Here is a 13,986-nt window from a genome sequence, read left to right as displayed (position 1 = left end):
AAATTCCTGAGTTCGGGTGGGCAAAGCGTCAGATGTCCAGCACTTCCATTTCCCGCAGCACGTCGGCCACAGCATTCACGGCGGCCTGCATGCCGTCCGCCCCGACCACACCGATACAGCCGACGCGGAAGGTTTCGACCTGGGTCAACTTGCCCGGGTAGAGAATGAAACCCTTGGCCTTGACCCGCTCGTAGAAGTCCTTGAACTGGTAGCGGGCATCGGTGGGGGCGTGGAAGGTGACGATGATCGGCGCCTGGATCTCGGCAGGCAGGAAACTGCGCAGGCCGATGGCTGCCATGCCATCGAGCAGCGTCTTGCAGTTGTCTGCGTAGCGCTGGTGGCGGGCCGGAAGGCCACCTTCCTCGTTGTATTGCTGCAGTGCTTCGTGCAGTGCAGCGACCACGTGGGTAGGCGGGGTGAAGCGCCATTGCCCGGTCTTGGCCAAGTATGCGTGCTGGTCGTGCAGGTCCATGGCCAGCGAGTGGGCATTGCCTTCGGCGGCCGCCAGGGCGTTTTTTTCGGCGAAGACGAAGCCCATGCCGGGTACGCCTTCCAGGCACTTTCCGGAGGCCGCGATCAGTGCTTCGAAGGGGATTTCGCGGGCATCGATCGGCAGTGCACCGAACGAGCTCATGGCATCGATGATCAGGCGCTTGCCATGGCGTTTGATCACCTGGGCGATCTCGGGCAGCGGGTTGAGGATGCCGGTGCTGGTTTCGCAGTGGATCAGCGCCACATGGGTGATGGCCGGGTCTTCGGCCAGCAGCCGGTCGACGTCGGCGGCGGTGGTCGGCTGGTCTTCGGCCGTTTCGAAGGTGCTGTAGGTGCGACCCAGCACTTTGCAGATCTTCGCCAGGCGCTGGCCGTACGCGCCGTTGATCAGTACCAGAACCTTGCCATCGCGTGGCACCAAAGTGCCGATGGCCGCTTCCACGGCGAAGGTACCGCTGCCTTGCAGGGGCACGCAGTGGTGGCTGCTGGCGCCGTCGATGATGGCCAGCAGTTGTTCGCAGACGCTGGCAGTCAATTGGTTGAAGTCACGGTCCCAGGAGCCCCAGTCCACCAGCATGGCTTGGCGGGTGCGGATTGATGTGGTCAGGGGACCTGGGGTCAGCAGAATCGGGGCATTGCTCATTCCGTTATTCCTCACAAGCGGTGGGCTGAAACTACGGGGCCTAGGTTGCAATTCGCGCTGCCATCAATCAAATTGTTTGTTGTTATCCCAGCTATAAGTCAGGCCGATGAATATGAACCTGTTCCAGCTACGCGCCTTCGACGCCGTGGCCCGTGAGGGCAGCTTTACCCGTGCTGCCGAGCGCCTGTTCATCAGCCAGCCGGCGGTGACCGGGCACGTCAAGGCCCTGGAGGAGCACTACCAGATCACCTTGTTGCGGCGTACTGCACGGCGCGTGGAACTGACCGAAGAGGGCACGCGCCTGGCGGCCATCACCCGCGCCATGTTCGGCCTGGCCGAAGAAGCGCAGGCCATGCTCGAGGCCAACCGCCAGTTGCTGACCGGGCGCCTGGAGGTAGCTGCCGACGGCCCGCACCGGGTCATGCCGATGCTGGCGCTGCTGCGTGAACGGTACCCAGGCGTCACCGTCAACTTGCGCCTGGGCAATGCTCAGGAGACCTTGGCTGCGCTGCTCGGCGAGCATGCCGACGTGGCGGTGCTGACCGAAATAGAGCCGCGCAAGGGGCTGCATCTGCAAAATCTCTGTGAGTCGCGCCTGTGTGCGCTGTTACCGGTGGGGCACGCCTGGGCCAGCGCGCGGGAGGACTTGCCGTTGGCCGCGCTGCACCAGCAGATCATGGTGCTGCGCGAACCCAGCTCCACCACCCGGCGCACCTTCGACAAGGCCTGCATCAAGGCGGGCGTGCAACCGCGTGTATTGCTGGAGCTGGACAGCCGGGAGGCGGTAACCGAGGCAGTGGCCTCGCAGCTGGGGATTGGCGTTGTTTCTTCCACTGAAGTGGCCAATGATCCCCGTGTGGTGGCACGACCGTTGGCCGGCGAGGGCCTTGTCAACCAACACGTGATCGGCTGCCTGGAGCGTCGTCGCGAACTGCGCCTGATTCAGGCATTCCTGAGCCTGGCAGCGGGGCTATGATGGCTGTTTGCTGCGGGGCACCCTAGGCTCTGTATGAAAAGCCTTGATACTCGGTGATGCTGCGTTGAAAACAGCCTCGGAATGCTCATTCACAACCCGTAAACTCCGCTTCCTCGGCTGTTTTCGCCTTGCCTGACCTTCGTCTCAAGGCTTTTCATACAGACCCTAATATGGCCGGCAATCAGCCGACAGGACCGTCGATGAGCGACAAAGACACCATTTCCATGCAGCTGGTGCGCGAAGCGCTGTTGCAGACCTGCCCTGCCGGTGAGCCTGACAGTGGCTTGCTGGCCAGGGCGGGCATCGCCGTTGAACAATTGCACCTGCCAGAGGCAAGGGTCAGTGCCGAGTCCTATGCCCGCCTGTGGCGCTTGCTGGCCCGGCGCTGCAACGACGAATTCTTCGCGATGGACCCGCGCGGTCTGTGCAGTGGCAGCCTGGCGTTCATGTGCCGTGCCAGCATGGGCCAACCGACCCTGGGCGCAGGCCTGGAAACCTCGCTGGCATTTCTGTCGCTGATGCTTCAAGACATGCAGCCCAGCCTGGTGCGCCAGCAAGGCCTGGCCGAAATTGTCATCAATGAGCCGCGTGACGAACCGCGCCGCGCGTTCACCTATTTCACCTTCTGGATGATCGTGCATGGGGTGACCTGCTGGCTGGCCGGGCGGCGCATCCCGATTCTGAGCATTGATCTGCGTTGTGCCGAGCCACCCTTTTGCGACGACTACCGGGTCATGTTTTCGGAGAACCTGCATTTTGAGCGTCCACGCACACGCATGATCATTGCTTCGCAATACCTCGACTTGCCCCTGCGGCGCAGCGAGGAGGAGCTGCAGCGTTTTCTGGCCGAAGCGCCGGGCAATATCCTGGTCAAGTACCGTGACCCGGCCAGCCTCGGGCGGCGTATCCGCACCGACCTGTTGCGCCTGGCCCCTGAGCAATGGCCCGATGCTGACCGCCTGGCCCGGCAGCTGTGCCTGTCGCCATCGACCCTGCGGCGGCGCCTGGCAGAAGAGGGGCAGAACTACCAGGGCTTGAAGGACAGCGTACGACGGGAGCTGGCGATCGCCTGGCTCAGCCAGGAAGACGTGGCCATGGGCGAGCTTGCCGAGCGTTTGGGGTTCGCCGACAGCAGCTCGTTCTATAAGGCATTTCGCAAGTGGTTCGGCTGCAACCCGGGGCATTATCGGGCATTGATCCAGGCGCGAGGGGCAGGGCACTGAAGGGCGAACGCTTCCCGCCGTAGTGCATTACCGCGCGGGCCCAGAAGGCTTACCGAGCAGGCGCCGATCGAACCCGTTCCCTCTGCATCCTGGGCCGGCATTTGAACAACATGGTTGGCTTCGTCGAATAGCTGTGGAGCCCACCATGATTATCAATGCGACTGACCATGACCCCTTCATCGGTGCCCGATTACCTGAGTGGCTCAAACGCGCGTCAAGGGGCCAGATCAACACCCTGCGCACCAGCCTGAACGTGCACCACGCCAGCCAGGCACGCTTGAGTGGCCTGACGCTTGAGTTACTGCCGCTCCAGCAGTTTGCCGAGAAGCACCTGGCGGCGTTGCTGGATGCACCGTTGCCGGACGGGCAGGTATTTGCCCAGCTCGAGTGGCTGCGGGTGGCGCCACGCTTCGGCACACTGCCAGGTACCTTGCAACAGACATACGGGTACAGCCAGGCGCGTGAGAACGGGTTACTGCGGCTGATGCGCAACTTTGCTGCGAATACCCGCTACTACGAGGGCACGGGGCTGGTTTTGCCAGGCAGCGATAAACCATTGAATGCATCGCTGGAAGCAATGATTACGGCCTGTCGCAATCTGGACGTTGGTCAGCGTTATCAGGACGCGTTGCAAAGGATCTTCCCGCCAGCTACCCAGGCGGTGCTGGCTGAAGACAAACGTTCGGGGTTGAAGCTGGCGACCGAGCTTGCGGCTTTGCAGGGAAACATAAGCGTCGATGTGCAGCTTGCCTTGCGTGAGGTGGTGGACCCCGCTCAGGAACGGCGACAACAAGGCCTCGAAGGCAAGCCCATGCTGTTGAGGGCAATAGGGAGACCTGTGGTCGATGGCTTGCTGATCCACCTGCATGACAAGGCGGGAAATGAACGGGGCATCGTGCTTTACCTGCCTGGTGATCCCCGGCAGGCATTGCGGTTCTTCGACAATGCCGCCTCCATGAACAGTACCGTGGCGATGTTGTTGCAAGATCACGGTTACTGGCAGTACTTCACACAGCTCATCAGCCTTGAGCACCGTGCAGCTTTTGTCAGTACCCTCGGCAAGCGCCTGAAAGACAAGCTGCCGGACCTGGAGCTTGAGGGTGAAACACCTGAAGGAGGGGTTTTCACGCAACTGGCGACTCGGCAAGTGCAACGGGTCAAGGAAGATGCCCGGTTGCTGCTGGTACCGACCGCTGACGCTGATAGCCGGGCGATTAGCGCCAGACACGCTGAGTGGAAGGCTGCAGGTCTGGACCTGGTAAACCTCGCCGGCCTTTTCATCCCGGCTGTGGGGGGCGTGCTGCTGGGGCAGGTGGTTGCCCAGACGTGCGCTGAAGTGTTCGAAGGGATGAGGGATTGGTCGAAGGGGCACCAACACGAAGCGCTGCAGCATCTGCTGGGGGTCGCCGAAACCTTGGCGGCTACCGCGGCGACGGTGGCGGGTGTCAGTTTTGTGCGCAGTGCGTTTGTCGCGGGCCTGGAGCCGGTAAGCCTTGGGAATGGGCGCGGTCGGCTGTGGCAGTTCAACGCCAGGAATTATCGATCATTGCCGGGCCCTGTCGATCTGCTCGAGGAGGAGCGCAGTGGCGAGGCGGGCCGCCGCTGGGTCCGTATCGATGGACGTTACCTCGAAGTGCATCAACCCGTCGCCGATGGCCCCTATCGCCTGCGCCATGCAGCGAGTGAGGGTGGCTACGGGCCGGTCGTGTTGCACAACGGTGAGCGTGGCTGGCAGCTGATGCGTGAACAACCCTTAAGCTGGCAGGCGCCTGCCCGCATGCTGGATGCATTATGGCCACAGCTGTCCCCTGTCGACGCGCATCAGGCCGAGCAGATAATGCGGGTGGCAGGTATCGATGCAGACTTGTTGCGCGGCGTTCTCGTGGAGAATCGCCCGGCGCCGGTGAGCCTTGGCCAAACCTTGCGCGCCTTCCAGGCGCATGCACGCATTCAAAGGTTTTTCCAGCGTGTTCGGCTGAAGGCGTTGATGCCATCGGACAGTGAGCTGCTGGCCTGGTGTGAAGCAAGGCCAGGCGTGGGCGCCGGACTGGAGCAGATGCAAGTGCATGAGGCCGGGTTGCGGCCGCAATTGTTTGCTCACCTGACAGAACAGTCACTGGCAGCAGACCCGCTGAGCATGTTGGTAAAACGGGACTTCCCGGGTTTGCCTTCGGCCTACATAAATGAAGTAACCGGCCAGGCGCATGAGCTTGAGCACCAAATGGCGCGGGTCGAGCGGCGGCTGCCATTGCCGTGCGCGAAGAACGCCCGTTCGCTCTTGCGTCTGGCTCGCCTGAGCCGGGGGCTGGCGGGGTTGTATCTGAGCACGGCGTACAGTGATGTCACCGGCGAGTTGGCCCTTGCGTTGCTGGATAGCTTCGAACTCGAGCAACTTGACCTCGACTTGCGCGACCGCGGGCTGGATGGGCGGTCTATCAGGCGCCTCGGTAGCGGCGGGCGAACCGAGGCAAGAAGAATAGTGGTCCGGCATGAAGGCAGGTTTCTGATCTACAACGGGTCAGGTGTGCCACACGTGCTTATCGCTGACGAGCCGGGATGTATCTTCGAGGCGCTTTTTGCCGCACTGACATCAGAGCAGCGGGCAGCGATGCAACTGGTGGGCAGTGCGGCGGCGAGCCAGCTGCGTGAGAAGCTTCTGGCGCGGTTACCCGCTACCCATTGGGATATCGCGCGCATGCTCGGCTGGCCAGAGGAGCAGGCCTGGCTCAATCCAGGGCGTCGCATGGACGATGGGCGCGTGGGATACCCGCTCAGTGGCCGCCCTGGCGCTGCTCCCAGGGATGAGCGAGCGATCATTCGCGATCAGCTACGATCGCTTTATCCTGGCCTGGACGAGGCCGCGCTCGATGTGGAGCTGGCGCGTGTGCAACAAGGCCCGCAGCCAGTCTTCGAGCGCCTGGTAGAACTGCAGGAAGCACATGACCAGCTGGTGCTATACCTCAACCGCTGGGTCGGTGCCGAGTTGCAGGAGGGTCGACGCGCCGCCCGCAGGTTGACGGCCGACAGCATCCTGCGAGCCTGGCGACTGCAGGGCGAGCCTGTTTCGGCCGGCGAGGGGCAAACACAGGGGCAGCGCTTGTCGATGAGCGGTTTGAGTTTGCGCACACTGCCGGCACTGCCGCCGAACATCGATTTCCATCGCATTACCCTGCTGAGCGTGAACGACACCCGGATTACTGACATACCGGTTGACTTCCTTCGCCCCTTCACTGCCCTGACGCACCTTAACCTCAACAACAACGCGTTGATGCGTCTACCAACAGGCATTGCCCATTTACCGACTCTTCAATCGCTTCGGTTGGCGCATAACGAGATACGCCTCGACGCCCAGGCGATCAGCGTTCTGCATGGTTTGTCCAACCTTGTGCATCTTGATCTCAGTCATAACCGGCTGGAAGCGCTGGACATGAGTTTCCACCAACTTTCTCGGCTGACAAGCCTGAACCTGCGTCATTGTCGGCTGGGCAGCTGGCCGCGTCGCCTGGAGCTCTGTGGTCTACTTGAACGTGCTGACTTGCGCAGCAACCAACTCCGCGAGGTGCCCACCGAGATCCAGCTGATGCCTTATGCATTTCGACAGGCCATTCTGATGGAGGACAACCCCTTGTCGGTCATGCAGCAACGAAGGTTGTATGCCCTCGATGTGATCGAAGAACACCGGCACTCACCTGAGCAGTTGGGGTCAGTTGACCTGGCCAGGGCCCGTACGCGTTGGGTAGGCCATACGGATGCGACGGTTCAGGCCGAGCGTGAGGCCGTGTGGCTGCGGTTGCTGGCGCAAGCGGGTAGCAGCGGGTTGTTCAGGTTGTTGGCTCGCCTGGAGATGACTGCGGACTACAGCCAAGCGGGTGAAGGGCGGGATGCGCTGGTTGACGGGGTATGGACACTGCTGGCTACGCTGGACGGCGACCCGGTGCTGTGCCGGCGGATCTTTGAGCGGGCCGGCCTGCCGCTGTCATGTTCGGACGCCGTTGCCAGCCATTTCAGTGCATTGCAGGTATTGGTGAGGCAGGCGCAGGCCGAAGCCGCCGCAGTCAACCCTGAACGCAGGGGCGAGTTGCTTGAACTGGGCAGGCAACTGTTCCGGCTGGATCAACTGGAAGGGATTGCCTACCAGGATGGCCGGCAGCGTCTGGCTGCCAGTGAACATATTGACCAGTTGGCATTGGGGCTGGCTTACAGGGTGCAACTTCGTAGCCGGTTGCGGCTGCCCAACCAGCCATATGCCATGCGCTATCCCGATGCTGTCGCGCTGACACAGGCCCAGGTAGAGGATGCATTTCTGCGGGTTACACGCGCGCAGACCATCGAGGGCCTGACCGATAGCCTGAGCCAGCGCGCGTTCTGGCGCCGATATCTGCGCCAGCAACATGACCAAATGTTCGATGCCCTCAGTGCGGATTACACTCGGCGCACGCTTGAGCTGCAGGCTCAACGTCCTGTCTTGGCGCCGGCGGCCTTCGAGCAGCAACTACACCGGCTGCAGGCACAGCAGGACCTCGATATCGAGCGCCTGGTCGCAGGGCTCACCCAGTCCTACCTGCGTGCAGCCGAGCGCGCAGAGGGGTGATTAGCGGCGGCCAAACCAGTCATCCAGATTGACAGCTTTGGCCATTGCCGCCGCGCATGAGCGGCGCGAACATCGTCGGACCGATGCTTCAACTCCAAAAACAAGAAACCAGGAGTCCGATGATGCGCGATTACGCCGAGGCCGCTCGTACGTTCGACCATGACCAGGCCGTTGTGACGGCATTGCACGGCAACCTTGAAGCCCTTAATGCCTGTGTCGAATGCTGTGACCGGCATGCCGGTGACGGCAGGCTGGCACTGATTCATGAGGACCGCGATGGTAACAGCGCGCGCTATAGCTTCGATCAGCTTCAGGTGCAGGCTGCCCGGTTCGCCAATGTGTTAAAGGCGCAGGGGGTAGGCGCCGGAGACCGGGTTGCCGGCTTGATGCCGCGTACCCCTGAACTGCTGGTGACCATCCTCGCTACCTGGCGCCTCGGGGCGGTTTACCAGCCTTTGTTCACCGCGTTCGGCCCCAAGGCCATCGAGCACCGGCTTGAGCAATCCCATGCCCGAGTGGTGGTCACCGATAGCCACAACCGCGCCAAGCTGGACGATGTGCACGCCTGCCCGACCATCATCACTGTCAGAGCCCGCAGTGGTGAGCTGGACTTCCAGCAATGCCTGGAGCGCGCAGCGGACGTATGTAAGCCGGTGATGCGCTCAGGCAACGATCCATTCCTGCTGATGTTCACTTCCGGAACCACAGGCCCGGCAAAACCCCTGGAAGTGCCACTGCGTGCGATCGTCGCGTTTCAGGGCTACATGCGTGATGCCATCGAGCTGCTGCCCGAGGACAACTTCTGGAACCTGGCCGACCCGGGTTGGGCTTACGGCTTGTATTACGCCGTTACCGGTCCGTTGTCGCTGGGGCACGCCACCACGTTCTACGATGGCCCGTTCAGCGTCGAGAGCTGCGCCCGGGTGATCGACAAGCTGGGCATCACCAACCTGGCCGGTTCGCCGACCGCGTATCGCTTGCTGATTGCGGCGGGCAAAGATTTCTCGGCACCGATCAAGGGCCGCCTGCGGGTGGTCAGCAGTGCCGGCGAACCGCTTAACCCCGAGGTGATCCGCTGGTTCGCCGACGAGCTGGGCGTGACCATTCACGATCACTACGGCCAGACCGAACTGGGCATGGTGCTGTGCAACCACCATGGCCTGCAGCACCCGGTGCACCTGGGTTCTGCCGGCTATGCCATCCCCGGCCACCGCATCGTGGTGGTGGACGAGCAGGGCAACGAACTGCCAGCCGGCCAGCCAGGCATCCTCGCCGTTGACCGTGAGCAGTCGCCGCTGTGCTGGTTCGGCGGTTACCACGGCCTGCCGACCAAAGCCTTCGTCGGCAAGTACTACCTCAGCGGCGACACTGTCGAGCTGAACCCGGATGGCAGCATCAGCTTCGTTGGCCGTAGCGACGACGTGATCACCACCTCCGGTTACCGGGTGGGGCCGTTCGATGTGGAAAGCGCGTTGATCGAGCACCCGGCGGTGATCGAGGCAGCGGTGATCGGCAAGCCCGACCTGGAGCGCACCGAGCTGATCAAGGCGTTCGTGGTATTGGCCAGCGGCTACGCCGGCAGCGTCGAGCTGGAAGAAACCTTGCGCCAGCACGTGCGCCAGCGCCTCTACGCGCATGCCTACCCCAGGGAAATCGAATTCGTCAGCGAGCTGCCCAAGACCCCGAGCGGCAAGCTGCAACGCTTCATCCTGCGCAACCAGGAAGTCGCCAAACAACAAGCGCAACAGGCCACCCCTGCCAGCGTCTGAAAGGAAAGTACTCATGCACATAGCCAATAAACATTTCATCGTCAGCGGCGCCGCTTCCGGGCTGGGTGCCGCGACTGCACAGATGCTGGTCGAGGCTGGCGCCAAGGTCATGCTGGTCGACCTCAATGCCCAGGCTGTCGAAGCCAAGGCCCGCGAGCTGGGCGACAACGCCCGTTTCGCCGTGGCTGATATCAGTGACGAGCAGGCAGCCCAGTCGGCTGTCGATGCAGCTGTCAGTGCCTTTGGCAGCTTGCATGGGTTGGTCAATTGTGCCGGCATCGTCGGTGCCGAGAAGGTGCTGGGCAAGCAGGGCCCGCATGGCCTGGCCAGCTTCGCCAAGGTCATCAACGTCAACCTGATCGGCAGCTTCAACCTGTTGCGTCTGGCTGCGGCGGCCATGGCCGAAGGGGCTGCGGATGAGAGCGGCGAGCGTGGGGTCATCATCAACACGGCCTCCATTGCCGCCTATGACGGCCAGATTGGCCAGGCCGCCTACGCTGCCTCCAAGGGGGCCATTGCCAGCCTGACCTTGCCGGCCGCGCGCGAACTGGCACGCTTCGGCATCCGCGTGATGACCATCGCTCCGGGCATCTTTGAAACCCCTATGATGGCCGGCATGAGCGATGAGGTACGTGCTTCACTGTCTGCCGGCGTACCGTTCCCGCCCCGCTTGGGCCGCCCGCAGGAATACGCCGCGCTGGCCCGCCACATCATCGAGAACAGCATGCTCAACGGTGAGGTCATCCGCCTCGACGGTGCGCTGCGCATGGCTGCCAAGTAAGGAGAGCGAACATGACCCTCGCCAATGACCCCATCGTTATCGTCAGCGCCGTGCGCACGCCCATGGGCGGGTTGCAGGGCGACCTCAAGAGCCTGACTGCGCCGCAACTGGGCAGCGCCGCCATTCGTGCTGCCGTGGAACGTGCCGGCATCGATGCCGCCTGTGTCGAGCAGGTACTGTTCGGTTGCGTGCTGCCGGCCGGCCAGGGCCAGGCACCGGCACGCCAGGCCGCGCTGGGCGCCGGGCTGGACAAGCACACTACCTGCACCACCCTGAACAAGATGTGCGGCTCGGGTATGCAAGCCGCGATCATGGCCCATGACCTGCTGCTGGCCGGCACCGCAGACGTGGTAGTGGCGGGTGGCATGGAAAGCATGACCAACGCGCCGTACCTGCTGGACAAAGCCCGTGGCGGCTACCGCATGGGCCACGGCAAGATCATCGACCACATGTTCATGGACGGCCTCGAAGACGCCTACGACAAAGGCCGCCTGATGGGTACCTTTGCCGAGGACTGTGCCCAGGCCAATGCCTTCAGCCGCGAGGCCCAGGACCAGTTCGCCATCGCCTCGCTGACCCGAGCGCAGGAAGCGATCAGCAGCGGCCGTTTTGCCGCCGAGATCGTGCCGGTGGAAGTTACCGAGGGCAAGGAAAAGCGCGTCATCAAGGATGACGAGCAGCCGCCCAAGGCGCGTCTGGACAAGATTGCGCAGCTCAAACCGGCGTTTCGTGAAGGCGGCACCGTGACGGCGGCCAACGCCAGTTCGATTTCCGACGGCGCTGCGGCGCTGGTACTGATGCGCCGCTCCGAGGCCGACAAACGTGGCCTCAAGCCATTGGCCGTCATCCACGGCCACGCCGCCTTTGCCGACACCCCGGCGCTGTTCCCGACTGCCCCGATCGGCGCTATCGACAAACTGATGAAACGCACCGGCTGGAACCTGGCCGAAGTCGACCTGTTCGAGATCAACGAGGCCTTCGCCGTGGTCACCCTGGCGGCCATGAAACACCTCGATCTGCCACACGACAAGGTCAATATCCACGGCGGCGCTTGCGCCCTCGGTCACCCGATCGGCGCTTCTGGCGCACGTATTCTGGTCACCCTGTTGTCGGCCTTGCGCCAGAACAATCTGCGTCGGGGTGTGGCGGCCATCTGCATCGGCGGTGGCGAGGCCACGGCCATGGCTGTTGAATGCCTGTACTGAGGTGAACCATGCTGGTAAATGACGAGCAACAACAGATCGCCGACGCGGTACGTGCCTTCGCTCAGGAGCGCCTGAGACCGTTTGCCGAGCAATGGGACAAGGAACATCGCTTCCCGAAAGAGGCCATCGACGAGATGGCCGAACTGGGCCTGTTCGGCATGCTGGTGCCGGAGCAGTGGGGTGGTAGCGACACCGGTTATGTGGCCTATGCCATGGCCTTGGAGGAAATCGCTGCGGGCGATGGCGCCTGCTCGACCATCATGAGCGTGCACAACTCGGTGGGTTGCGTGCCGATCCTGCGCTTCGGCAACGAGCAGCAGAAAGAACAGTTCCTCACCCCGCTGGCGACAGGTGCGATGCTCGGTGCTTTCGCCCTGACCGAGCCGCAGGCTGGCTCCGATGCCAGCAGCCTGAAGACCCGCGCCCGCCTGGAAGGCGACCATTACGTGCTCAATGGCAGCAAGCAGTTCATTACCTCGGGGCAGAACGCCGGCGTCGTGATCGTGTTTGCAGTCACCGACCCGGATGCCGGCAAGCGTGGCATCAGCGCCTTCATCGTGCCGACCGATTCGCCGGGCTATCAGGTTGCGCGGGTCGAGGACAAACTCGGCCAGCACGCCTCCGACACCTGCCAGATCGTTTTCGACAATGTGCACGTGCCAGTGGCCAACCGGCTGGGCGCGGAGGGTGAAGGCTACAAGATCGCCCTGGCCAACCTTGAAGGCGGCCGTATCGGCATCGCCTCGCAAGCGGTGGGTATGGCCCGCGCGGCGTTCGAAGTGGCGCGCGACTACGCCAACGAGCGCCAGAGCTTTGGCAAACCGCTGATCGAGCACCAGGCCGTGGCGTTTCGCCTGGCTGACATGGCAACGAAAATTTCCGTTGCCCGGCAGATGGTATTGCACGCCGCTGCCCTTCGTGATGCGGGGCGCCCGGCGCTGGTGGAAGCGTCGATGGCCAAGCTGTTTGCCTCGGAAATGGCCGAAAAGGTCTGTTCGGACGCCTTGCAGACCCTGGGCGGTTATGGCTATCTGAGTGACTTCCCGCTGGAGCGGATCTACCGCGACGTTCGGGTTTGCCAGATCTACGAAGGCACCAGCGACATTCAGCGCATGGTCATTGCGCGCAATCTTTGAAGGAGCAGACTGCATGGCATTCGAAACCATCCTGTTGGACATCCACGGCAAGGTTGGCCTGATCACCCTCAACCGCCCGCAGGCGCTCAATGCGCTGAACGCGCAGATTGTCGGCGAGATCAACCAGGCTCTGGACCAGCTCGAGCGCGACCCGAACATCGGCTGCGTGGTGCTGACAGGCTCGGCCAAAGCCTTTGCCGCTGGCGCGGACATCAAGGAAATGGCCGAGCTGCAATACCCGCAGATCTACGTCGACGACCTGTTCAGCGACGCCGACCGCATTGCCAATCGCCGTAAGCCGATCATTGCTGCTGTGTCTGGATTTGCCTTGGGCGGCGGCTGTGAGCTGGCGATGATGTGCGACTTTATCCTCGCTGCGGACAATGCCAAATTTGGTCAACCGGAAATCAACCTGGGCGTGCTGCCGGGCATGGGCGGTACCCAGCGCCTGACGCGTGCGGTGGGCAAGGCGAAGGCCATGGAGCTTTGCCTGACCGGCCGCCTGATGGGCGCGGAGGAAGCCGAGCGTGCAGGCCTGGTGGCGCGGATCGTGCCGCAGGCAGAGCTGGTGGAAGAGGCGCTGAAGGTCGCGGCGACCATTGCCAGCAAGTCGATTCCGGTGAGCATGATGGTCAAGGAGAGCGTCAACCGAGCATTTGAAGTCACCCTCAGCGAGGGGGTTCGCTTTGAGCGTCGGGTCTTCCATGCGGCGTTCTCCACCGAAGACCAGAAAGAAGGCATGGCCGCATTCATCGCCAAGCGCGAGGCACAGTTCAAGGACCGTTGATCAGACTCGGTTCGTTGCCGTTGCCGTTGCCGTTGCCGTTGCCGTTGCCGTTGCTGTGGCTTTTGCTTCTAAGTGCGCGATAGTTCAGGCGACGCAGATTGCGACTTCAGGAGGCCGAGCGTAGGGCTTGCGGAGGGAGGTGACGGGCATGGATGCCCGTCAAGCGCTGAGGCCCCATGGATGGGGCCTGCAGCGCGTACTCCCGGGAGCAAGACCGTAGCGAGGGAACCCCGGAGCGTAGCGCAGGGGCCGGATGATGGGAGCGCAGCGTTTTTTGGTTACTTTTTGTCGCGTTTGACAAAAAGTGACCCGCCGTAAGGGCGGAAAGGTGACTATGCGCCACCTGCGTGAATGAATACCTACTCGATGTGAATGCCCACATC

The 13,986-nt window shown here is 62.7% G+C and carries 9 protein-coding genes; 8 read left to right on the top strand and 1 reads right to left on the bottom strand.

What is annotated here, in order from left to right; genetic code table 11:
- Positions 1-28 precede the first annotated feature (28 nt).
- Entirely contained in the window at positions 29-1,135 is a 1,107-nt protein-coding gene (locus N5D53_RS24870) for a 2-aminoethylphosphonate--pyruvate transaminase (protein ID WP_129933881.1), read from the bottom strand.
- Positions 1,136-1,247: 112 nt separating this feature from the next.
- Here N5D53_RS24870 and N5D53_RS24865 point away from each other — a divergent pair, with 112 nt between their 5' ends.
- The 8 genes from N5D53_RS24865 to N5D53_RS24830 all read left to right on the top strand — a co-directional run bounded on the left by N5D53_RS24865 (position 1,248) and on the right by N5D53_RS24830 (position 13,603).
- Entirely contained in the window at positions 1,248-2,111 is an 864-nt protein-coding gene (locus N5D53_RS24865) for a LysR substrate-binding domain-containing protein (protein WP_010953192.1), read from the top strand.
- A gap of 200 nt (positions 2,112-2,311) precedes the next feature.
- A complete protein-coding gene (locus N5D53_RS24860) occupies positions 2,312-3,334 on the top strand; it encodes an AraC family transcriptional regulator (RefSeq protein ID WP_020192118.1) in 1,023 nt (340 codons plus the stop codon).
- A 145-nt stretch (positions 3,335-3,479) separates the two neighbouring features.
- Positions 3,480-7,925: an NEL-type E3 ubiquitin ligase domain-containing protein gene (locus tag N5D53_RS24855; RefSeq protein ID WP_190869079.1), complete on the top strand. Its 4,446-nt coding sequence runs from the start codon at positions 3,480-3,482 to the stop codon at positions 7,923-7,925.
- Positions 7,926-8,047: 122 nt separating this feature from the next.
- On the top strand, positions 8,048-9,694 hold the full coding sequence (locus N5D53_RS24850) for an AMP-binding protein (RefSeq protein WP_190869080.1): 1,647 nt from the start codon (positions 8,048-8,050) through the stop codon (positions 9,692-9,694).
- A 13-nt stretch (positions 9,695-9,707) separates the two neighbouring features.
- Positions 9,708-10,475: an SDR family NAD(P)-dependent oxidoreductase gene (locus tag N5D53_RS24845; protein ID WP_190869081.1), complete on the top strand. Its 768-nt coding sequence runs from the start codon at positions 9,708-9,710 to the stop codon at positions 10,473-10,475.
- Between the two features lie 11 nt (positions 10,476-10,486).
- Positions 10,487-11,680 carry an acetyl-CoA C-acyltransferase gene (locus N5D53_RS24840; RefSeq protein ID WP_274146510.1) on the top strand — a complete coding sequence of 398 codons (1,194 nt, stop codon included), beginning with the start codon at positions 10,487-10,489 and terminating at the stop codon, positions 11,678-11,680.
- A gap of 8 nt (positions 11,681-11,688) precedes the next feature.
- Entirely contained in the window at positions 11,689-12,816 is a 1,128-nt protein-coding gene (locus N5D53_RS24835) for an acyl-CoA dehydrogenase (protein ID WP_104962168.1), read from the top strand.
- A gap of 13 nt (positions 12,817-12,829) precedes the next feature.
- The gene (locus N5D53_RS24830; protein WP_003250095.1) at positions 12,830-13,603 is read left to right on the top strand and encodes an enoyl-CoA hydratase; all 774 of its coding nucleotides are present in this window, start codon (positions 12,830-12,832) and stop codon (positions 13,601-13,603) included.
- Positions 13,604-13,986: the final 383 nt, after the last annotated feature.

This window comes from Pseudomonas sp. GD03862, assembly GCF_029840855.1.
GTDB classification, from domain to species: domain Bacteria; phylum Pseudomonadota; class Gammaproteobacteria; order Pseudomonadales; family Pseudomonadaceae; genus Aquipseudomonas; species Aquipseudomonas alloputida.
The sequence above is the reverse complement of the archived record's forward strand: the minus strand, read 5'-3'. Positions and strand labels throughout refer to the sequence as shown.